The sequence below is a fragment of the Streptomyces sp. P9-A2 genome, from assembly GCF_036634175.1.
Lineage (GTDB): Bacteria > Actinomycetota > Actinomycetes > Streptomycetales > Streptomycetaceae > Streptomyces > Streptomyces pratens.
In genome coordinates this window covers 2,304,625-2,325,250 of sequence record NZ_JAZIFX010000001.1, presented here as the reverse complement: position 1 = coordinate 2,325,250, position 20,626 = coordinate 2,304,625, and the positions used below count along the sequence as shown (strand labels likewise).

Annotated in this window: 19 protein-coding genes; 5 read left to right on the top strand and 14 right to left on the bottom strand. The window is 70.8% G+C overall.

The window, feature by feature from the left end:
* Positions 1–9 precede the first annotated feature (9 nt).
* The 6 genes from mmsB to V4Y04_RS10480 form a co-directional block, all read right to left on the bottom strand.
* On the bottom strand, positions 10–1,254 hold the full coding sequence (gene mmsB / locus V4Y04_RS10505) for a multiple monosaccharide ABC transporter permease (RefSeq protein WP_332427250.1): 1,245 nt from the start codon (positions 1,252–1,254) through the stop codon (positions 10–12).
* Complete coding sequence (mmsA, locus tag V4Y04_RS10500) at positions 1,251–2,801, bottom strand: multiple monosaccharide ABC transporter ATP-binding protein (protein ID WP_332427248.1); 1,551 nt, start codon at positions 2,799–2,801, stop codon at positions 1,251–1,253. Before mmsA ends, mmsB begins: the two co-directional genes overlap by 4 nt.
* Positions 2,802–2,847: 46 nt before the next feature.
* Entirely contained in the window at positions 2,848–3,960 is a 1,113-nt protein-coding gene (gene chvE, locus V4Y04_RS10495) for a multiple monosaccharide ABC transporter substrate-binding protein (protein WP_332427247.1), read from the bottom strand.
* A 199-nt stretch (positions 3,961–4,159) separates the two neighbouring features.
* Positions 4,160–5,128, bottom strand: a complete 969-nt coding sequence (locus V4Y04_RS10490; protein ID WP_332427245.1) for a hypothetical protein — start codon at positions 5,126–5,128, stop codon at positions 4,160–4,162.
* A gap of 203 nt (positions 5,129–5,331) precedes the next feature.
* The gene (locus V4Y04_RS10485; RefSeq protein ID WP_443079985.1) at positions 5,332–6,393 is read right to left on the bottom strand and encodes a zinc-dependent alcohol dehydrogenase; all 1,062 of its coding nucleotides are present in this window, start codon (positions 6,391–6,393) and stop codon (positions 5,332–5,334) included.
* Positions 6,390–7,565 carry a mandelate racemase/muconate lactonizing enzyme family protein gene (locus V4Y04_RS10480; RefSeq protein WP_332427244.1) on the bottom strand — a complete coding sequence of 392 codons (1,176 nt, stop codon included), beginning with the start codon at positions 7,563–7,565 and terminating at the stop codon, positions 6,390–6,392. The genes V4Y04_RS10485 and V4Y04_RS10480 overlap by 4 nt, the downstream gene beginning before the upstream one ends.
* Before the next feature lie 242 nt (positions 7,566–7,807).
* Between V4Y04_RS10480 and V4Y04_RS37720 the strand changes: the two genes are divergently transcribed.
* Entirely contained in the window at positions 7,808–8,701 is an 894-nt protein-coding gene (locus tag V4Y04_RS37720) for an SCO2400 family protein (RefSeq protein WP_443079984.1), read from the top strand.
* A gap of 7 nt (positions 8,702–8,708) precedes the next feature.
* On the opposite strand, the gene V4Y04_RS10470 is transcribed toward V4Y04_RS37720, so the two are convergent.
* A complete protein-coding gene (locus V4Y04_RS10470; RefSeq protein ID WP_332427242.1) occupies positions 8,709–9,176 on the bottom strand; it encodes a MarR family winged helix-turn-helix transcriptional regulator in 468 nt (155 codons plus the stop codon).
* 91 nt (positions 9,177–9,267) lie between these two features.
* On the opposite strand from V4Y04_RS10470, the gene V4Y04_RS10465 reads away from it, so the two are divergent.
* Positions 9,268–10,290, top strand: coding sequence for an NADP-dependent oxidoreductase (locus V4Y04_RS10465; RefSeq protein ID WP_332427241.1), 1,023 nt, complete (start codon positions 9,268–9,270; stop codon positions 10,288–10,290).
* 104 nt (positions 10,291–10,394) lie between these two features.
* Positions 10,395–11,225, top strand: a complete 831-nt coding sequence (locus V4Y04_RS10460) for an EI24 domain-containing protein (RefSeq protein WP_332427240.1) — start codon at positions 10,395–10,397, stop codon at positions 11,223–11,225.
* A 424-nt stretch (positions 11,226–11,649) separates the two neighbouring features.
* On the opposite strand, the gene V4Y04_RS10455 is transcribed toward V4Y04_RS10460, so the two are convergent.
* Entirely contained in the window at positions 11,650–12,687 is a 1,038-nt protein-coding gene (locus V4Y04_RS10455) for an aldose epimerase family protein (protein ID WP_332427239.1), read from the bottom strand.
* Positions 12,688–12,702: 15 nt separating this feature from the next.
* Positions 12,703–13,629: an SGNH/GDSL hydrolase family protein gene (locus tag V4Y04_RS10450; protein WP_332427237.1), complete on the bottom strand. Its 927-nt coding sequence runs from the start codon at positions 13,627–13,629 to the stop codon at positions 12,703–12,705.
* 330 nt (positions 13,630–13,959) lie between these two features.
* Here V4Y04_RS10450 and V4Y04_RS10445 point away from each other — a divergent pair, with 330 nt between their 5' ends.
* The gene (locus V4Y04_RS10445; RefSeq protein ID WP_332427236.1) at positions 13,960–14,454 is read left to right on the top strand and encodes a DUF3145 domain-containing protein; all 495 of its coding nucleotides are present in this window, start codon (positions 13,960–13,962) and stop codon (positions 14,452–14,454) included.
* 206 nt (positions 14,455–14,660) lie between these two features.
* Here the strand turns inward: V4Y04_RS10445 and V4Y04_RS10440 are convergent, their stop codons facing one another.
* The 5 genes from V4Y04_RS10440 to V4Y04_RS10420 all read right to left on the bottom strand — a co-directional run bounded on the left by V4Y04_RS10440 (position 14,661) and on the right by V4Y04_RS10420 (position 19,688).
* Entirely contained in the window at positions 14,661–15,932 is a 1,272-nt protein-coding gene (locus tag V4Y04_RS10440) for a beta-ketoacyl-[acyl-carrier-protein] synthase family protein (protein ID WP_332427235.1), read from the bottom strand.
* Between the two features lie 137 nt (positions 15,933–16,069).
* Positions 16,070–16,318: an acyl carrier protein gene (locus V4Y04_RS10435; protein WP_004988657.1), complete on the bottom strand. Its 249-nt coding sequence runs from the start codon at positions 16,316–16,318 to the stop codon at positions 16,070–16,072.
* 106 nt (positions 16,319–16,424) lie between these two features.
* A complete protein-coding gene (locus V4Y04_RS10430; RefSeq protein ID WP_332427229.1) occupies positions 16,425–17,426 on the bottom strand; it encodes a ketoacyl-ACP synthase III in 1,002 nt (333 codons plus the stop codon).
* A 22-nt stretch (positions 17,427–17,448) separates the two neighbouring features.
* Positions 17,449–18,393 carry an ACP S-malonyltransferase gene (locus tag V4Y04_RS10425; RefSeq protein ID WP_332432782.1) on the bottom strand — a complete coding sequence of 315 codons (945 nt, stop codon included), beginning with the start codon at positions 18,391–18,393 and terminating at the stop codon, positions 17,449–17,451.
* An 89-nt stretch (positions 18,394–18,482) separates the two neighbouring features.
* On the bottom strand, positions 18,483–19,688 hold the full coding sequence (locus V4Y04_RS10420) for a PucR family transcriptional regulator (RefSeq protein WP_332427228.1): 1,206 nt from the start codon (positions 19,686–19,688) through the stop codon (positions 18,483–18,485).
* A gap of 216 nt (positions 19,689–19,904) precedes the next feature.
* Here V4Y04_RS10420 and V4Y04_RS10415 point away from each other — a divergent pair, with 216 nt between their 5' ends.
* A complete protein-coding gene (locus tag V4Y04_RS10415) occupies positions 19,905–20,573 on the top strand; it encodes a pirin family protein (RefSeq protein ID WP_332427227.1) in 669 nt (222 codons plus the stop codon).
* Positions 20,574–20,626: the final 53 nt, after the last annotated feature.

Genomic DNA, 20,626 nt, shown 5'->3' with positions numbered 1-20,626 from the left:
GGGAGCATGTCAAGAACCGACCTTGCGCTTGTTCCACACGTCGAAGCCGACCGCCGCCAGGAGCACCAGGCCCTTGATGACCTGCTGCCAGTCGGTGCCGACGCCGACGAGGTTCATACCGTTGTTCAGCACGCCCAGGACCAGACCGCCGATGACCGCGCCGAGCACGGTGCCGACACCGCCGCTCATCGACGCGCCGCCGATGAACGCGGCCGCGATCGCCTCGAGTTCGAAGTTGAGGCCGGCCTTGGGCGAGGCCACGCTGAAGCGGGCGGCGAAGACCAGACCCGCCAGGGCCGCGAGCATGCCCATGTTCAGGAACACCAGGAAGGTGACCTTCTTGTCCCGCACGCCCGACAGCTTGGCCGCGGGTAGGTTGCCGCCGATGGCGTAGATGTGGCGGCCGATGACGGCGTTGCGCATCACGTAACCGAAGCCGACGAGCAGCGCGCCCAGGATCAGCAGCACGATCGGGGCGCCCTTGTAGCTGGCCAGCAGCAGCGTGACGGTGAGGATGGCGGCGGTGAGCGCCACCAGTTTCAGCAGGAACAGCTTGACGGGCAGGACGTCGAGCGCGAACCCCTGCTGGCGGCGCCGGTCGCGGACCTCCTGGAGCACCACGAGGGCTATCAGTCCGAGGCCGAGCAACAGGGTGAGGTTGTGGTAGTTCGTGTTCGGTCCGACCTCGGGCAGGAAGCCGTTGGCGGTCGTCTGCAGCCCCTTCGGGAACGGGCCGAGGGTCTGGCCGTCGAGGAAGATCTCGGTCAGACCGCGGAAGGTGAGCATGCCCGCCAGGGTCACGATGAACGACGGCAGTCCGCCGTACGCGATGAACCACCCCTGTACCGCGCCCGCGATCGCGCCCACCGCCAGGCACAGCAGTACCGCGACGGGCCAGGGCAGGTCGTTGCGGACCATGAACACGGCGGCCATCGAGCCGACGAACGCCGTCAGCGAGCCGACCGACAGGTCGATGTGGCCGGCGATGATGACCAGCATCATGCCGATCGCCAGGATCAGGATGTAGCTGTTCTGCACCACCAGGTTGGACACGTTGCGCGGCAGCAGCAGGTCGCCCTCGGTCCACACCGCGAACAGCGCCACGATCAGGCCGAGGGCGATCAGCATGCCGTACTGGCGCATGTTGCGGCGCATGCCGTCCAGCATCAGCTGGAGCAGGCCGTCACCGGTGCCCGCCCCGTTCCTGCCCGGCGGCGCGGCGGCCGGGGTCTTGTCGGTGACATCCGTGCTCATCGGGTTACCTCTTTGTCCTTCGTCATCCGGCGCATCAGCGATTCCTGGGAGGCCTCGGCCCGCGAGAACTCCCCGGTCAGCCGCCCGGCGGCCATCGTGTAGATGCGGTCGCACATGCCGAGCAGTTCGGGCAGCTCGGAGGAGATGAAGACGACCGCCTTGCCCTCGGCGGCCAGTTGGTCGATGACCTTGTAGATCTCGTACTTGGCGCCGACGTCGATACCGCGGGTCGGCTCGTCCAGGATCAGCACCTCGGGACCGGCGAAGATCCACTTGCTGAGGACGACCTTCTGCTGGTTGCCCCCGGACAGCTTGCCCACCGGCTCGAAGACCGTCGGCGTCTTGATGTTCATCGACGTGCGGAAGCCCTCGGCGACCTGACGCTCCGCGTGCTCGTCCACGATCCCTCGCCTGGCGACCTTGCCCAGCGCGCTGAGCGAGATGTTGCGGTTGATGGTGTCGATGAGGTTGAGGCCGTAGTGCTTGCGGTCCTCGGTGACGTACGCGATGCCGTGCCGCACCGCCTCGGGGACGGTCTTGGTACGGATCTCCCGGCCGTCCCGCAGCACGGTGCCGCCCGCGTACCGGCCGTAGGTGCGGCCGAACAGGCTCATCGCCAGTTCGGTGCGGCCGGCGCCCATCAGGCCGGCGATGCCGACGATCTCGCCGCGCCGGACCCGCAGCGACACGTCGTCGACGACCTTGCGCTGCTGGTCGATCGGGTGGTGCACGGTCCAGTTGCGCACCTCGAGAGCGGGGGCGATGCCCTCCTCGGGGTGGTGCGGGGTCCGCTCCGGGAAGCGGTGCTCGAGGTCGCGGCCGACCATCCCGCTGATGATCCGGTCCTCGGTGGTCTCCGGGGCCTTCACGTCGAGCGTCTCGATGGTCCGCCCGTCCCGCAGGATGGTCACCGAGTCGGCGACCGCGCGGATCTCGTTCAGCTTGTGGGAGATGATGATCGAGGTGATGCCCTGGGCCTTCAGCTGGAGGATCAGGTCGAGCAGCTTGCCGCTGTCCTCGTCGTTGAGCGCCGAGGTCGGCTCGTCGAGGATGAGCAGCTTCACCTTCTTCGACAACGCCTTGGCGATCTCCACCAGTTGCTGCTTGCCCACGCCGATGTCGGCGACCCGGGTGTCCGGGTGGTCGTCGAGCCCCACCCGGCGCAGCAGTTCGGTGGCGTGCCGCAGCGTCTCGTGCCAGTCGACGAAGCCGCGCCGGGCGTGCTCGTTGCCGAGGAAGATGTTCTCCGCGAGGGAGAGGTACGGCACCAGGGCGAGCTCCTGGTGGATGATGACGATGCCCTGCTGCTCGCTGGCCCTGATGTCCTTGAACCGGCAGAGGTCCTCCTCGAAGAGGACCTCCCCCTCGTAGGTGCCGTGCGGGTGGACGCCGGAGAGGACCTTCATGAGGGTCGACTTGCCGGCGCCGTTCTCGCCGCAGATGGCGTGGACCTCGCCCTGCTGGACGGTCAGAGTGACGTCCGACAGCGCCTTGACGCCGGGAAAGGTCTTGACGATCGAGCGCATTTCCAGGACGGGTCCCGCCATGGTCGTGCCTTCCAATCCGTAGGTGACGGCGGTGTGCCGGGGCCGGCTACTTGAGGTCGCTCTCCTTGATGTAGCCGGAGTCGACCACGGTCTCCTGGTAGTTGCTCTTGTCCACGGCGACCGGCTCCAGCAGGTAGGCCGGCACGACCTTCACGCCGTTGTCGTAGGACTTGGTGTCGTTGACCTCGGGCTTCTTGTCGTTCAGGAGCGCGTCGACCATGTTCGCGGCGACCTTGGCGAGCTCACGGGTGTCCTTGTAGACCGTCATGGACTGCTGGTCGGCGATGATCGACTTCACCGAGGCGACCTCGGCGTCCTGGCCGGTGACGATCGGCAGCGGCTTGTTCTTGGAGCCGTAGTCGTCCGACTTCAGCGCCGACAGGATGCCGATGGAGATGCCGTCGTACGGGGAGAGGACCGCGTCGACCCGCTCGCTCTTGTAGGACGAGGTCAGGATGTCGTCCATGCGCTTCTGGGCGGTGCCGCCGTCCCAGCGCAGGGTGGTGACCTGGTTGAGCTCGGTCTGGCCGGACCGGACGACGAGCTGCTTCTTGTCGATGTACGGCTGCAGGGCGTTCATCGCGCCCTGGAAGAAGTAGCGGGTGTTGTTGTCGTCGTTGGAGCCGGCGAACAGCTCGATGTTGAAGGGGCCCTTCTCGCTGCCGTCCTTCAGACCGAGCTTGTCGGCGATGTAGTCGCCCTGGAGTTCGCCGACCTTCTCGTTGTCGAACGAGGCGTAGTAGCCGACGTTCTCCGTGCCGAGGATCAGGCGGTCGTAGGAGATCACCGGGATGTCGGCGTCCTTGGCCTGCTGCAGGACGTTGTTCAGCGACTTGTTGTCGATCGCCGCGACGATCAGCGCTTTGACGCCCTGCGTGATCAGGTTCTCGACCTGGGCGACCTGCTGGTCCGGGTCGTCCTCGCCGAAGACCAGCTTGGTCTTGTAGCCCTTGGACTCCACCTCCTTCACGACGTACTTGCCGTCGGCTATCCAGCGCTCGGAGGACTTGGTCGGCATCGCGATGCCGATGGTCGCTCCATCGGAGCCACCCTTGTCGTCCTCGCCGCCGCCCTCACCGCTCTGACCGCAGGCGGACAGGGTGAGGGCGAGGGAGGCGGCGGTGGCTATGGCGGCGGTGACGGCTCTGCGGTTACGCATGATCATCATCCTCGATGTGTGTGCAGGGCGGCCCGGAGGTGCGAAGTCGCTTTCGGACCAAGTGATTTGGCGATGAAGCTGCGGTGCGGGGTGCTGCGGGGCGGTGCGGTGAGAAGAAGGTGCCGGGCAATCCCGCGAAAGGAGTGTGTGGGATTGTGCGCGTCTGTGTCTGCTTCTGTGAAGCCGAGTTTCCGGAACGTTATGACGAGATGCCGAACCTGCGCAGATCCCCCGGGAGCCGTGAACCGAGCGGGTCCATGTCGCCGTCCGCGCCGTGGCGGGCGAGCAGGTCCAGGGCGAGCCGGCCGCGCCGCACCCGCTCCTTGGCGCTGGCGAGGGTGACGTCCCGCATGTGGTGCCCGTACGGATAGATCCCGGGCGCCTTGGACAGGCCGAACTTCAGGTACAACGGCGCACCGCGCCGGATCAGTTCGGCCACCTCGTACATCCGGACATAGCCGCCGAGGTCGTCGGGGGCCTCGATGTACATGTCCATCGGGGTGGCCGACACCCTTCTGATCTCGGTGAGATGATCCAGCGTCAGATCGCTGGGCACGTTGATCGAGTCGGCGCCGAGCTGCTCGTACACCGCGTACGAGGCCGGGTTGACCGGTCCGATGAGGGCCGAGACCTTCAAGGTGGTGTCCTGCGGAATGATCCCGGCCACCCGCGCCCGGTGCAGCGTCCACAGCACCCCCTCGTCGGCGACGAGCAGGCACTTGACCCCCAACTCCGTCGCCCGTACCGCGTCCTCGACGCAGCCGGCGACCGCGTCGTGGCCCCGGGCGCGCAGGCCGGCGCCGCGCGAGTCGGTGCGGGTGGAGCCGCCGATGTCCCAGGTGCCCCGCGGGCCGGTGAACAGGCAGAGCTCGATGTCCCGCTCGGCGGTGGCCTCGACCATCTCGGTGATCTCGACGTCGGTCAGCATCCAGACGCCGCTGCCCTGGCTGATCCGGTGGATCGGCACGTCCAGCCGGGAGGCCTCCTTCAGGACCACCCCCAGCGCCTCGGGCCCCTCGCAGGAGGGAACCTCGGTGCGCCAGCGGCCGCCGCCGGGGAAGGAGTGCGGCGAGGCGTCGGCGGGGTCGGGGGCGGGAGCGCCCAGGCCGAGCGCGGTGAGCGCCTGCTCACCGGGCCCGCGGGCCGGCTTGGCGGAAGCGTCGGTCACAAGATGTCCTTTTGTTCGGTATGTCGGACGAGGTTCGCAGCCCGTGGGAGAAGGCGGCCCGTGGGGGGAGCGGCCCGTGAGAGGGGGCGGGCGGGGCACGGTCGGCGGACGGAGGCGGACGGAGGCGAGCGGGAGAGAGGAGGGCGGGTGCGCCGGTACGGGGGGTGGTCAGGACGCCCCGCACCGGCGCACGACCGGGCGCCCTAGGGACGCAACAGGACCTTGCCCACCTTCGGGTCGCCGGACCCCACCAGCTCGATGGCCTCGGAGAACCCGGCCAGCGGCAGCTCGTGGGTGACCAGCGGCAGCGGATCGAGCAGCCCGGCGGCGAACACCCGCACCGTGTGCGCCCAGGCGTCCGGCGGCGCCCCGAACACGGTGTGCACCTCCAGTTGCCGTACGACCAGGTCCGTCGGGTCGAGACCGTCCGCGCCCGGTGCCGGGATGCCCGTCAGGACGAGCCGCCCGCCGCGCCTCAGCAGCGCGGCGGCCGTGCGGGCCGCGCCGGCGGACCCGGCGGTCTCGATCACCACGTCGAAGTCGTCCGGGAGTTCCCGGTCCTTGGTGCGGAAGTCGGTGGCGCCGTACCGCCGGGACAGCTCCTCCCGGTCGTCGCGGGTACCGACGACCAGCAGTTCGGCCGGGGAGTTCGCGCGCAGGAACTGCACCGCGAACATGCCGAGGGTCCCCGTGCCGACCACGGCGACCCGCTCACCGGGCACGGCGTTCGCCTTGAGCGCGGCGGCGGCGATACAGGCCGCCGGCTCCAGCAGCGCCGCCGCGGTGAGGTCGGCGCCGTCCGGCAGGACGTGCAGCAGACGGGCCGGGAGGGTCAGCGTGGCGGCCATCGCCCCCGGTCGGGTGAACCCGGTCTCCTCGTAGCCCGCCGAGCACAGTGTCGTCTCGCCGGCGTGGCAGCGGTCGCACACCTGGCAGTTCCGGAAACCCTCTCCCACGACCTTGCGGCCGGTGAGCGAGGCGGGCACGCCCTCACCCACCCGCTCCACGGTGCCGGACCACTCGTGACCCGGCGTGAGCGGATAACGCACGTATCCCTCAGGGCGGTTGCCCTGGTACACCTCGCGGTCACTGCCGCAGATGCCGGTCGCGTGCACCCGGACCAGCGCCTCGCCGGGGCCGGGGTCGCGCGGCTCGTGCGCGACCAGGCGGTGCGCGCCGGGGCCGTCGACGACGACGGCGACGGAGTCCCCGGCCGCGCGGGGGGCCGCGGGAGCGGCCGGGGGGCCGCCTGTCCGCCCGGTCACTTCGTGCCCTCGGAGCCGGACGTGGGCTTGCGCTGCTCCCAGCCCTCGGCCCACAGGTCGAACCGGGCCTGCTGCTGCGGGAACTCGGCCGCCGCGTCGACGTCCAGCTCCACACCGAGGCCGGGGGCGTCGGAGAGGTGGAAGCAGCCGTCCTCCGGGTTCACCTGCGGGGCGCCCTTGACGACCTTCTTGATCTCCGCGTCGGCGAAGTCGTTGAAGTGCTCCAGGATCTTGAAGTTCGGTGAGGTGAAGCCGACCTGGAGGGACGCGGCGGTGAGCACCGGGCCGCCGACGTTGTGCGGCGCGACCAGCATGTAGTGGGTCTCGGCGGTCGCGGCGAGCTTGCGCGTCTCCCAGATGCCGCCGATGTGGCCGACGTCCGGCTGCAGGATGTCGACGGCCTGGCTCTCGAACAGCTCACGGAACTCGATGCGGTCGTGGACGCGTTCACCGGTGGCGAGGGGGATGTCGACCTTGGCGGCGACCTTCTCCAGCGCCTTGAGGTTCTCCGGCGGAACCGGCTCCTCCAGCCAGGCCGGATCGAACGGCGCCAGCTCCCGCGCGAGGCGGACGGCGGTGGCGGGGGAGAAACGGCCGTGCATCTCCAGCATCAGCTCGGCCTCGGGGCCGATGGCGTCGCGGACCGCCTCGATCAGGGAAATGGCGTACAGGGTCTCCTTGCGGTCGAGTTCGAAGTGCCCGGTGCCGAACGGGTCGATCTTCAGGGCCCGGTAGCCGCGCTCCACCACCGCCTGCGCGGCCTTGTGGTACGCCTCCGGGGTGCGCTCCGTGGTGTACCAGCCGTTGGCGTACGCCTTGACCTTGTCGGTCACCCTCCCGCCGAGCAACTGCCAGACGGGGACGCCGAGGGCCTTGCCCTTGATGTCCCAGCAGGCCATCTCGACCACGGCGATACCGGACATCACGATCTCGCCGGCCCGGCCGAAGTCGCCGTACTTCATCCGGCGGACCAGGTCCTCGACAGCGAACGGGTCCGAGCCGAGAATGTGGTTGACCTCGGCTTCCTTCAGATAACCCAGCAGGGCGTCGGTGTGCCCCAGCATCCGGGTCTCGCCGACTCCCGTGATCCCCTCGTCGGTGTGCACCTGGACGTACGTCAGGTTGCGCCACGGCGTCCCGACCACGTGTGTGCTGATTCCGGTGATACGCACGGCAGTTGCCCCTCGCTGCGTTGTGGACCCTGTGATCGTTCGATGGTTCGGCTCGGCATGTTCGATATTTCGTCACACGTTCGAAATGCTGGCGTGACAGTAAGGACGGGGCGGCGGGGGTGTCAATGGGTCTCGCGCATAACGGTTTCGACAGTTTCGAAACCTATGGGCAAGCGTCCCTACCAAACCTTCACAGCCTGCTCTAGGAACCGGACGTGAGCGGAACTTAGCCTTCACCCGACATGGACTACTGCCACCCGTGCCGAAGGCACCTCAACGGCGCCCTCGCCTGCCCTGGGTGCGGCACCCCCGCCGAAAAAACCCTCCCGGCCCGCCCGGAGGCTTCCGACGCCTCCCGGACGGCGTACGAGAACGACCCGTCGGATCCGGATCCGGAATCCGGACCTGGTCCGGACCGCGGACGCGAGCCGGACCCGGGGGCGGCCCCGGGACCTGGCGAGGCCGGTGGGGCCGCCGGACCCGGGCAGCGGGGGCGGGACGAGAACCCCCCGCCCCCGCTGCCCGCGGACCCCGCGGGCGAGGTCGTCCCGGCCGCGGACGAAGGTGACGAAGTGGCAGGGGCGGGTGCGAGCCGCCGGGACGCCAAGGCCGCGGCGCACCGCAGGCGACGGCGGCGTTCGTTGCTGGTCGTTGCGGGGTTCGTCCTGGCGGCGGGCGCGTTGAGCCTCGCGGAGCTGGGGCTGGACGCGTCCGGGTCGAAGTCCGAGCCGGCGGTGGCCGGGGACGAGACACCGGCCGGCGGACCGGTCGGGACCGAGCCGGCGCCGCAGTCGAGCGGCGTTCCCGCTGTGGGCGCGGACGCGTCCGCGACGTCCCCCTCCCCGGAGGTGTCCGGCTCGCCGTCGGTCTCGCAGTCGCCGACGGGCGGGGAATCGGCGGAGGCGGAGGGCGAGCCCGGCGAGGCGACCTCGTCGGCGCCCGCGGACACCTCCTCGGCCGACCCGGCGACCGGCCGGCCGCAGGAGCCCTCGGGTCGGCCGGACACCCCGGCCGACCCGGACGACCCGGACCCCACGAAGCCCGAACAGGACCCCGAACAGGACCCGGACGCCGACCCGGACCCGGAGCCGGAACCCTCGGAGACCTGCGACCGCTTCCTGTGGTGGTGCACCTGACGGCCGCTCACTCCCGGCCTTCGGGCACCGTTCCCTCGGTGTCCAGCATCGTCCGCAGGATGTCGCGCAGGGAGCGGCGTTCCTCGTCCGTGAGGGCGGCCAGCGGCTCGCGGGCGAAGCGCAGCGACTCGCGCAGGCCGCGGGCCACCCTGCGGCCCTCCCGCGTCGCCGCCGCCACCTTCACGCGGCGGTCCGCCGGGTCCGGGCGGCGCTCGGCCAGACCGCGGGACTCCAGGCGGTCGACGATGCCGGTGACGTTCGACGGCTCGCACTTCAGGCGGTGGGCGAGCTTCCGCATCGGCAGGGGCTCCAGGCAGAGCAGGCTCAGGAGCCGGGCCTGCGCGCCGGTGAGGTCGTGTCCGGCCGCCGCCTCCTCGTACTCCTCGTGGTAGCGGGCCACCACCGAGCCGATGAGGCCGACGACCTCCAGGGTGAGGTCGTCGGGGCGTCCGGGGGAACTGGGTGTGGTGGCCATGCTCTCAGGGTACCCACATGCTTGACATCCTGAAATATTCAACGGCATGGTTGTTTCAGGTAATGAAGCATTCGAGGAGAGGCCCCACCCCATGTCCGACACCCCCGCACTCCCCACCACCGGCCGCGCATGGCACCTGGCGAGCCGGCCCGTAGGCCGGCCGAAGCCCGAGGACTTCGCCCTGGTCGAGGCGGAGATCCCCACGCCGGGGGAGGGCCAGGTACTGGTGCGGAACATGTACCTCTCCGTCGACCCTTATATGCGTGGAAGGATGAGTGACGCCAAGTCCTACGTGGCGCCGTACGCGGTGGGCGAGGCCATGCAGGGCGGTGCCGTCGGCGAGGTCGTCGCCTCCGGCGCGGAAGGACTGGCCGTCGGCGACCACGTGCTGCACGGCCTCGGCTGGCGCGAGTACGCGCTGGTGGACGCCAAGAGCGCCGCCAAGGTGGACGCCGGGGCCGCGCCGCTCTCCACCTACCTGGGCGTGCTGGGCATGCCGGGGCTCACCGCGTACGCGGGACTGCTGCGCGTCGCCGCCCTCAAGGAGGGCGACACCGTCTTCGTGTCCGGTGCCGCCGGTGCCGTCGGCAGCCAGGTGGGGCAGCTCGCGAAGCTCAAGGGCGCCTCGCGGGTGATCGGCTCAGCCGGATCCGACGAGAAGGTCGCCCTGCTCGTCGAGGAGTACGGATTCGACGCCGCGTTCAACTACAAGAACGGCCCGGTGAGCCGGCAACTGCGCGAAGCCGTGCCGGACGGCGTCGACGTCTACTTCGACAACGTCGGCGGGGACCACCTGGAGGCCGCGATCGGTTCGCTGAACCGGGGCGGACGGATCGCCGTGTGCGGGATGATCTCCGTCTACAACAACACGGAGCCGGCGCCGGGCCCGCGCAACCTCGCCCGTCTCATCCAGACCCGCGGCCGCATCGAGGGCTTCCTGGTGAGCGACCACAACGACCTGCGGCCGGACTTCGTGCGGGAGGTCGGCGGCTGGATCGCCTCGGGCGAGCTCAAGTACCGGGAGACCGTCGTCGAGGGCATCGAGAACAACCTCGAGGCGTTCCTGGGCGTCCTGCGGGGCGACAACACCGGAAAGATGATCGTCAAGCTCTGACGCCAGCCCTGAAGACGACGCCCGGCCGACGCCCGGCCGGGCGTCGGCCGATGACCGGACCACCGGCCGACGACACGCCGACGACGGGCCCCTATAGTTCCCCCATGCGCGATCTTGGGGTGGGTTTCCGGTATCTCCTGAAAGGCCAGCGCTGGGTCGCCCGGCACGGCAAGCAGTACGGTTTCGGCCTGCTGCCGGGACTGATCACGCTGGTGCTCTACGTGGCGGCGCTGCTCGCGCTGGCCATGTGGGGAGCGGACTTCGTCGGCTGGGCGACACCGTTCGCGGACGACTGGTCCAGCCCCTGGCTCGGACTGTTCCGCGGACTGCTCATCGTCCTCCTCTTCGCGCTCGGCCTGCTGCTCTCCGTCATCACCTTCACCGCCGTGACCCTGCTCATCGGGCAGCCCTTCTACGACAGCCTCTCCGAGAAGGTCGACCGGGACGTCTCGCCCGACGGCACCGCCCCCGAGTCCGATCTGCCGCTGTGGCGGGACCTGTGGATCTCCGGCCGGGACAGCCTCCGGATCGTCGTGCGGGCCCTGCTCTGGGCGGTGCTGCTCTTCGCGCTCGGATTCATCCCGTTCGTCGGGCAGACCGTCGTACCGGTGATCGGGTTCATGGTCACCGGGTTCTTCCTCACCGAGGAACTGGCGGCGGTGGCCCTGCAACGGCGCGGGGTCGAACTGCGGGCGCGGCTGGCCCTGCTGAGGGGCCGCAAGACCCTCGTCTGGGGCTTCGGCACGCCGCTGGGACTGGCCTTCCTCGTCCCGTTCGTCGCCGTGTTCCTGATGCCGGGCGCGGTCGCCGGCGCCACCCTCATGGCACGGGACCTGCTCGGCGAGGAGACCAGGGACGACGACGGCGCCGAGGCGCCTGGGACGTCCGGGGCGCCGTCGCAGCCGTCTCCGCAGATCAGCCGGGACGGACACTGAGCCGGGACGGACACTGAGAGTACGCCGAGGTGACCACATCGTGGCCCTTTGTGAAGGGTTCGTACGAACTCCCGATCGAATGCTCGATCGCGGACCGCGGGGTCACCGCGACGATTACCTTCTGAATCGGGGTAGCTCCCGTAGGTCGGGGTATCCCTCTGCATGAGCAGCCCCGGTCCGGGACCCTGACCCCGGGCCGGGGCTCATGTATGTCACCCGGACGGATCCGGGGGAGCGGTCCCCGCCAGGGTCTGTCCGGCGGATCGAGTCGGAGGCAACTGGCGGCGCCTTTCCGGCTGGGCCGAGCGAGGGCGATGGGGGCACCTCCCGCGCGAGCATGTTCGAGCGTGGGGGAGCGTCCAGCCGCAAGGCGGAGGAGGGCGTGCCGGCCCTCGCGTCTCCGGCATGATCCGCCGGACAGGCCCTAACGCACCGCGAAGCCGTACACCGTCTCCGAGCGGAACGTCCCGCCCGGCCGCAGGACCGTGCTCGGGAAGTCGGGCCGGTTCGGGGAGTCCGGGAAGTGCTGCGTCTCCAGCGCGATGCCGGCACCGGGAGCGAAGGGCTCCCCGATGTGGTCGGCGGTGTAGACCTGCATCCCGGGTTCGGTGGTCGCCACCGTGAGCACCCGCCCGGAACCCGGGTCGTACAGTTCGGCGACCTCCACCGGTGTCGGCGTCACGCCCTTGTCGAGCACGTAATTGTGGTCGTACCCGGTGCCGGCCCCGCGCGCCTCGCGGAAGTCGAAGCGGGTGCCGGTCACGTCCTGGTGGTCACCGGCCGGGATCAGATCCGCGTCGACGGGGGTGAAGCGGGAGGCGGCGAGGCGCAGTTCGTGTCCGGCCGCGGCGCCGGAGCGAGGGCCGGAGCCGGCGTCGGGTCCCACATCGGTTCCGGCATCGGACCCGGACCCGGACCCGGACCCGGCCAGGTTCCAGTACGAGTGGTTCGTCGGGTTCACCACCGTCGGCGCGTCCGTCACCGCCTCGTACCCGATCCCCAGCGCGCCCCGCTCGTCCAGGGTGTACGTCACCGACATCTCCAGGCGGCCGGGGAAGCCCTCCTCGCCGTCCGCGGAGACCAGGGTGAGGCGCAGGCCGTGTGTCACCGGCGTCACGTCCCACACGCGCTTGTCGAAGCCCCGCTCACCGCCGTGCAGCGAGTTCGGCCCGTTGTTCGGGGCGAGCGTGTGGACCCGGCCGTCCAGCGGGAAGCGGGCGCCCGCGATGCGGTTGGCGTACCGCCCGATCAGGGCGCCCAAGTACGGTCCCGGATGGGCGAGATAGCCGTCCAGGCCGGAAAAGCCCAGCACCACGTTCCCGGTCCGGCCCTCCCGGTCCGGCACCTCGACGGCCTGCACGATCCCGCCGTACGACAGCACCCGTACGCGTACGCCGGCCCGCTCCAGGGTCCAGCGGTGCACCGGAGTGCCGTCGGAAAGTGTGCCGAAGAGTTCGTTCATGTGCGAAACGATAAGTCACGGCTTCGTCGCCGTGACCGTACGGTGGGCGATCTCCGCCAGCCGGGCCTGACCGTCGATGCTGGGGTGGAACCAGTCCCAGCGGCTCAACTGCGTGGTGCCGAACCTGTACTCGTACACCGCCCCGCCGTCGTAGCGGCACCGCTCGTCCTCGGCGCAGACCTCCTCCAGCGCCTTGTTGTACTCCTCCACCCGGTCCTGCACCGTCGCGCGCCGCTCGTTCGCAGCCGCGTCCAGGGCGTCCGGATCGCCCAGCATCGACGGGCAGATGCCGAGCTTCCACACCTGCTTGCCCATCTCACTGGTCCGCCCCTGCGCCCACAGCCGCTTCAGGTCCGGCACGCTCGCCACGTACACCTGGGCCTTGGGCAGCGCCTTGCGCAGGGTGTGTATCGCTTCCTCGAAGTCCGCGCGGAAGCCGGCCACCGGCGTCATCGCCGATGTGGTGGCCCGGCAGGCGTCGTTGGCCCCGGCCATCACGGCCACCAACTCCGGCTTCCGGCCCACCGCCCGGGCCATCTGACCGGGCAGGTCCGCCATCCGCGCCCCGGTGACCGCGTAGTTCCAGCTCCGCTCGGCCGCCCCCGCCGGGCCCAGCAGCCGCACCGCCAGACTGTCGACCTTCTCGCTGCCGCCCGTCGCCCACGACACCTCGGGACAGTCCGTCAACACAGCGCACGCGTCGAAACCGGTCGTGATCGAATCGCCCACGGCGGCCACGGAGGCGGGGCTGGTGTCCCAGACCGGAGTGGGCGACGGGGCCGGCGCGGCCTTCTTCGCCCCGGCGCCGGACGGAGCGGCCTCGTCACCGCCGACGGCGTCGCAGCCGACGGCCCCCAGCACGGCGGCGGCCACCACGGCGGCGAGCACGGCCCGTGAACGGCCGCCCCGCTCCGGCCCCTTCCACCGTTTCCCCTGCTCCATCCACAGCCTCCCCGCACATCGTCGTCACCGTCCCCCATGCATAACAACGCACGGGAGTTCCCGCCTGCCCGCCCCGTCCGCCCGGGCGGAACGCCGGGCGGACGGGGCGGCTCGGACGGAACGGCGTATATGGAACGGCTCACATGATCTTGGGCCGGCCTCCCCGGGTTATCGGCCTGCCGGGTGAATGGCGGCGATTTCCGGGCACCGGGACGGACGGTACGTCACACTCCTTCCCCCGCCACACGGTAGCCTCGGCCACAACGTGGTCCTCCCGGCCACCCGCTGATCGGCCCTTTCCGACCTGTACCGCTCTGCCCGGAGGTTCCGGTGACGACACGTGGAGTCCTGTACGTGCACTCCGCGCCGCGTGCGCTGTGCCCACACGTCGAGTGGGCCGTCGCGGGGGTGCTCGGCGTGCGCGTCAGCCTGGACTGGATCCGGCAGCCCGCCGCCCCCGGCACCTGGCGCTCGGAGTTCTCCTTCAAGGGCCAGGCCGGTACCGCCTCCAAGCTCGCCTCGGCGCTGCGCGGCTGGCAACTGCTGCGCTTCGAGGTCACCTCGGAGCCCTGCCCCACCGCCGAGGGCGAGCGCTACAGCTGCACCCCCGACCTCGGCATCTTCCACGCCGTCACCGGAATGCACGGCGACATCATGATCCCCGAGGACCGGCTGCGCGCCGCCCTGGCCAGGTCCCAGCACGGCGAGACCGACCTGGAGGCCGAGATCGCCAAGCTCCTCGGCAAGCCCTGGGACGACGAGCTGGAACCGTTCCGCTACGCGGGCGAGGGCGCCCCGGTCCGCTGGCTCCACCAGGTCGTCTGACCGCACCGGAACCCAGCACCACCCCCTACCCCATACCTCCGTGCCGGTACGCCCATACCTCCGTGCCCGGTACCCCTATACCCGGTGCCTCCGTACTCCGTCCCGATACCCCCGTACGGCGTACTTCCGCTCTCCCGACACACCGAAGGGCCCCACCCGGTGAGGTGGGGCCCTTCGCACGTACGCACCCGGCGTACCGGCGCCGGTCAGACCGACCGGAACGCCAGCACCACGTTGTGCCCGCCGAACCCGAACGAGTCGTTGAGGGCGGCGATGCGGCCCTCGACGGGCAGCTTGCGCGCCTCGCCGCGGACCACGTCCGCGTTCGCCTCGGCCTCGGGGTCGATGGTGTCGAGGTTGATGGTCGGCGGAGCCACCCGGTGGTACAGCGCGAGCACCGTCGCCACCGACTCCACGCCACCGGCGCCACCGAGCAGGTGCCCGGTCATCGACTTGGTCGCGGAGACCGCCATGTGGTCGACGTCGTCGCCGAACACCTTGCGCAGCGCCTTCAGTTCGGCGATGTCACCGGCCGGCGTCGAGGTGGCGTGCGCGTTGACGTGCACGATCTCGGACGGGTCCAGGTCGTTGGCGTCCATCAGGTTCTGCAGGGCGTGCGAGATGCCGCGGCCCTCCGGCTCCGGCTGCACGATGTCGTGGCCGTCGGCCGAGATGCCCTGGCCGACCGCCTCCGCGTAGACGCGGGCGCCGCGTGCGGCGGCGTGCTCGGCGGACTCCAGGACGATCACGCCCGCGCCCTCGCCGAGGACGAAGCCGTCCCGGCCGACGTCGTACGGCCGCGAGGCGCCCTGCGGGTCGTCGTTGTTCTTGGACATCGCCATCATGTTGCCGAACGCGGCGATCGGCAGCGGGTGGATCGCCGCCTCCGTGCCGCCGGCGACGACGACGTCGGCGCGGCCGCTGCGGATCATCTCGATGGCGTAGCCGATGGCCTCCGCGCCCGAGGCGCAGGCCGAGACGGGGGTGTGCACACCCGCCCGGGCGCCCACGAGCAGGCCGACGTTGGCCGACGGGCCGTTCGGCATCAGCATGGGGACGGTGTGCGGGGAGACGCGGCGGACGCCCTTCTCCTTCAGCACGTCGTACTGGTCGAGCAGGGTCGTCACACCGCCGATACCGGAGGCGATGACCGTGCCCAGCCGCTCCGGGGCGACGTTCGGGTCCTCACCGGCCCTGCCCTCGAAGCCGGCGTCGGCCCATGCCTCCTTGGCCGCGACCAGCGCGAACTGCGCCGAGCGGTCCAGGCGGCGGGCCTGCGGCCGCGGAATGGTCTCAGTGGGTTCCACGGCCACGGGGGCCGCGATACGGACCGCCTGGTCGGCGGCCCACTCCTGGGTCAGGGGCTTGACCCCGGAACGTCCGGCGATCAGACCCTCCCAGGTCGAGGCCGCGTCGCCACCCAGCGGTGTGGTTGCGCCGATACCGGTGACGACCACAGTGCGATTGGTCGAGCTCATCGGAATTCTTTCTCCAACGGATACGAGGATTCGTACGGCGCCACCGCCGGGCGGCGGGGCCGGGGACTCCCGGCCTCGGACCTTCCGTCCGGATCACGCCGGGCTCGGCGTGATCCGGACGGAAGGACCGGCAGCGCTCAGGCCTGGTGCTTGAGGATGTACTCGGTGGCGTCGCCGACGGTCTTGAGGTTCTTGACGTCGTCGTCCGGGATCTTGACGTCGAAGCGCTCTTCGGCGGCGACGACGACCTCGACCATGGACAGCGAGTCGACGTCCAGGTCGTCGGTGAAGGACTTGTCCAGCTGGACGTCCTCAACCGGGATGCCGGCGATCTCGTTCACGATCTCCGCGAGACCGGCGACGATCTCTTCCTGAGTGGCGGCCATGATGGCGCTCCTTCGCTGTGATTCCTGAGGGTGTGGCGCCCGCCGCGACAGCGGCGGGTGGTGCGGTTCTCCGTACTGCCGGACCGGGTGGTCCGGCACGGAGTGCCTAGGGGAGAGTAACGACCGTTGCGGCGTAGACGAGACCCGCCCCGAAGCCGATGACGAGCGCGGTGTCGCCGCTCTTCGCATCGCCGGTCGCCAGAAGCCGCTCCATCGCGAGCGGGATCGAGGCGGCCGAGGTGTTGCCGGTGGTACGGATGTCACGGGCGACCGTGACATGCTCCGGCAGTTTGAGGGTCTTCACCATCGAGTCGATGATCCGCACATTGGCCTGGTGCGGGATGAAGACGTCCAGTTCGTCCGAGGTGATCCCGGCCGCGTCCAGCGCCTGCTGGGCGACCTTCGCCATCTCGAACACGGCCCAGCGGAACACCGCCTGGCCCTCCTGCGTGATCGCGGGGAACTTCTCGACCTCGCCGTCGCGGTAGTCCGTCCACGGCACGGTCTGCTTGATGACCTCGGACTTGTCGCCCTCCGAGCCCCACACGGTCGGGCCGATGGCGGGCTCCTGGGAGGGGCCGACGACGACCGCGCCCGCGCCGTCACCGAACAGGAAGGCGGTGGCCCGGTCCTCCAGGTCGGTCAGGTCGCTCAGCCGCTCCACACCGATGACGAGCACGTACTCGGCGGAACCCTCGACCACCATGCTCTTGGCGAGGGTGAGGCCGTAGCCGAAGCCCGCGCAGCCCGCCGAGATGTCGAAGGCGGCGGCCTTGTCCGTGCCCAGCAGGTCGGCGATCTCGGTGGCCACGGCCGGGGTCTGCTTGAAGTGCGACACGGTCGCGACGACCACGGCGCCGATCTGTCCGGCGTCGATGCCCGCGTCCGCGATCGCCTTGCCCGACGCCTCGACGGACATCGCCGCGACGGTCTCCTCGGGCGACGCCCAGTGCCGCGTCTCGATGCCGGAACGCGAGCGGATCCATTCGTCGGACGAGTCGATCGTCTCCAGGATCACCTCGTTCGGCACGATCCGGGTGGGCCGGTAGCCGCCCACACCCAGGATGCGGGCGTACGGGGCACCCTTACTGGGCTTGATCTTCGCCATGCGGATTCTGCTCCTAAGGGCGTCAGGCGTGCTCGGCTACGAGCGCGCGGGCGGCGTCGAGGTCGGCGGGGGTCTTCAGGGCGAGCGTCGCGACGCCGGGCAGGGCTCGCTTGGCGAGGCCGGTCAGGGTCCCTCCGGGGCACACCTCGATCAGCGCGGTCACCCCGAGCTCCTTGAACGTCTCCATGCACAGGTCCCAGCGCACCGGGTTCGCCACCTGGCCCACCAGGCGCTCCAGCACCCCGGCGCCGGTCGCGACCGTCGCACCGTCCTTGTTCGACACGTAGACGGCCTTCGGGTCGCCCGGCGTCAGGTCCTCGGCCGCCTTCGCCAGCGTGTCGACCGCGGGGCCCATGTGATGCGTGTGGAAGGCGCCGGCCACCTTGAGCGCGACGACCCGGCGCACGCCCTCGGGCTTGTCCGCCTCCAGCGCGGCCAGCTGCTCCTTGGTGCCGGCCGCCACGATCTGGCCCGCGCCGTTGATGTTCGCCGGGGTCAGCCCCAGTTTCTCCAGGTGTGCCACGGTGACGTCCGGGTCGCCGCCGAGCAGCGCCGCCATGCCGGTCTCGGTGATCGCGGCGGCGTCGGCCATGGCCAGACCCCGCTTGCGGACCAGGCTCAGCGCGGCCGTGTCGTCGAGGACCCCCGCGAACGCGGCCGCGGTGAACTCGCCGACGCTGTGACCGGCGACCGCGCCGGGCGCGAGCCGCGCCACCGCCGAGGCGGCGTCGTCCGCACCGGCACCCAGCGCCGAGACGGACAGCAGCCCGGCCGCGACCAGCAGCGGCTGGGCGACGGCCGTGTCGCGGATCGCGTCCGCGTCGGCCTCGGTGCCGTAGTGGGCGAGGTCGAGTCCGATGGCGTCGGACCAGGCGGCGACGCGGTCCGCGGCACCGGGGAGGTCGAGCCATTCAGTCAGGAAGCCGGGCGTCTGAGCGCCCTGGCCGGGAGCGACGAGTACGAGCACTCTCACACTCTCTCTTGACGACGGCCGAAGCCGCCCGTGAGGACAGGGACGAAGAACAGGAGGGGGTTTTGTGGAACCCCGACAAGAGGCTAGAGCTGAAGATCGCCGTCGACCAGACGCCCCAGGATCAGCGCGACCCGCAGTGTGAACGCAGAGCGTACATCGGAGGGTGACCATCCGGTGACGTCCGTCACACGTCGGAGCCGGTAACGCACGGTATTGGGGTGCACGAACAGCATCCGGGCGGCCCCCTCGAGGCTGCTCGCCTGCTCCAGATAGACGCTGAGCGTCTCCAGCAGCGCGGCCCCGGTCTCCTCGAGCGGTCTGTAGATCTCCTCCACCAACTGCTCACGGGCAGAGATGTCACCGGAGATCGCCCGCTCCGGCAGCAGATCGTCGGCCAGCACCGGGCGCGGCGCGTCCTGCCAGGCGGAACACGCCTTCAGGCCCGCCGCGGCGGCCTGCGCGGACCGGGTCGCCGCCTGGAGGTCCGGCACCACCGGACCCGCCACCACCGGCCCCTGTGCGTACGGCCCGATCAGCGACTTGGCCACGGCCAGCGGATTGTCGCTGCCGCCCGCGATCACCACCAGCCGGTTCCCCAGCACCCCGGTCAGCACCTGGAGCTTGGCGTGCCGGGCGGCCCGCCGGATCGCCTCCACGGTCAGCTCCGAGTCGCCGTCGGGCGCGGTGCCGAGCAGCACGCACACATGCTCCGGCGAGTTCCACCCCAGGGCGGCGGCCCGCGACACGGCACCCTCGTCGGCCTCGCCGCTGAGCACCGCGTTCACGACCAGCGACTCCAGCCGCGCGTCCCAGGCGCCCCGCGCCTCGGCCGCCTGCGCGTACACCTGAGCCGTCGCGAACGCGATCTCCCGCGCGTACACCAGGAGCGCCTCGCGCAGCACCGACTCGTCGCCCGGCGCCGCCACCTCGTCGATGGCGCTCTCCATGACCTCGATGGTGGTACGCACCATCTCCACGGTCTGCCGCAGCGTGATGGCCCGGGTCAGCTCACGCGGCGCGGTCCCGAAGACGTCGGTGGAGATGGCCTGCGGCGCCTCGGGGCGCCGGAACCATTCGGTGAAGGCGGCGATGCCCGCCTGGGCGACCAGCCCGATCCAGGAACGGTTCTCCGGTGGCATCGCCCGGTACCAGGGCAGCGTCTCGTCCATCCGCAGAATGGCCTGCGCGGCGAGGCGGCCGGACGACTTCTCCAGCCGCTTCAGCGTCGCGGGATGCGGGTGGGCGGGTCCTGCCGGGGTCTCGGGCATGCTGGTTTCGGGTTCGGGCACGGTGACAAGACTGCCTCATCCGGACACCGCAACGCGTCGCCGGGTCTCCCGCGAGGTCTTCCGCCGGGCTCTCAGGGTCTCGCGCCGGACCTCGCGGGGTCTCGCGCCGGGGCCCTCGGGGTCCTGCGCCGAGGACTCCGGAGATCTCCCACCGGGTCTCCCGTCGGGCCTCAGCGGTCTCGCGTCGGGCCCCAGGGGTCTCGCACCGGGGCTACCGTGGACGGCGTGACCGACGTACGGCGCGCGCACGAGCGCTTCCAGGGCGGCGATCCGGCGGCCGGGATCGAGAGCCGGCACGCCTTCTCCTTCGGCCCGCACTACGACCCCGACCACCTCCGCTTCGGCGCGGTGATCGCCTGCAACGAGGAGCGGCTCGCCCCCGGCGCCGGCTTCGACGAGCATCCGCACAGCCACACCGAGATCGTGACGTGGGTGGTGGAGGGCGAGCTGACCCACCGCGACTCCACCGGCCACGAGACACTCGTCCGCCCCGGCGACGTCCAGCGCCTGAGCGCCGCCTGTGGCGTACGGCACGTGGAACGCAACGACGGCCCCGTCCCCCTGACCTTCCTCCAGATGTGGCTGGCCCCGCTGGAACCCGGCGGCGACCCCTGCTACGAGGTCGTCCGCGGCATCGCCGACTCCACCCCGTACGCCCTCCCGGAGGCCGGCGCCATGCTCCACGTCCGCCGGCTGACGGCGGGGGAGCGCACGGCGATCCCTGACGCGGCGTACGTGTACGTCCACGTCGTGCGCGGCGAAGTCCTCCTGGGCGAGGCCGGGCTGGGTCCGGGGGACGCGGCCCGCCTCACGGACACGAAAAGGCTCGTGGTGGTGGCGACGTCGGACGCGGAACTGCTGATGTGGGAGATGCGGGCCGCATAGGCAAGGACCTGTCAGGCGAATCGTGGCCCCGGTGCCGGGACGGGCTGCCGCCC

Excerpts from the sequence above, each read along its gene's own strand:
- V4Y04_RS37720 (WP_443079984.1), top strand. The coding sequence starts at position 7,808 with ATGGACTACTGCCACCCGTGCCGAAGGCACCTCAACGGCGCCCTCGCC.
- V4Y04_RS10455 (WP_332427239.1), bottom strand. The coding sequence starts at position 12,687 with ATGAACGAACTCTTCGGCACACTTTCCGACGGCACTCCGGTGCACCGC.
- mmsA (WP_332427248.1), bottom strand. The coding sequence starts at position 2,801 with ATGGCGGGACCCGTCCTGGAAATGCGCTCGATCGTCAAGACCTTTCCC.
- chvE (WP_332427247.1), bottom strand. The coding sequence starts at position 3,960 with ATGCGTAACCGCAGAGCCGTCACCGCCGCCATAGCCACCGCCGCCTCC.
- V4Y04_RS10430 (WP_332427229.1), bottom strand. The coding sequence starts at position 17,426 with ATGGCGAAGATCAAGCCCAGTAAGGGTGCCCCGTACGCCCGCATCCTG.
- V4Y04_RS10440 (WP_332427235.1), bottom strand. The coding sequence starts at position 15,932 with ATGAGCTCGACCAATCGCACTGTGGTCGTCACCGGTATCGGCGCAACC.
- V4Y04_RS10465 (WP_332427241.1), top strand. The coding sequence starts at position 9,268 with ATGTCCGACACCCCCGCACTCCCCACCACCGGCCGCGCATGGCACCTG.
- V4Y04_RS10470 (WP_332427242.1), bottom strand. The coding sequence starts at position 9,176 with ATGGCCACCACACCCAGTTCCCCCGGACGCCCCGACGACCTCACCCTG.
- V4Y04_RS10450 (WP_332427237.1), bottom strand. The coding sequence starts at position 13,629 with ATGGAGCAGGGGAAACGGTGGAAGGGGCCGGAGCGGGGCGGCCGTTCA.
- V4Y04_RS10460 (WP_332427240.1), top strand. The coding sequence starts at position 10,395 with ATGCGCGATCTTGGGGTGGGTTTCCGGTATCTCCTGAAAGGCCAGCGC.
- V4Y04_RS10435 (WP_004988657.1), bottom strand. The coding sequence starts at position 16,318 with ATGGCCGCCACTCAGGAAGAGATCGTCGCCGGTCTCGCGGAGATCGTG.
- mmsB (WP_332427250.1), bottom strand. The coding sequence starts at position 1,254 with ATGAGCACGGATGTCACCGACAAGACCCCGGCCGCCGCGCCGCCGGGC.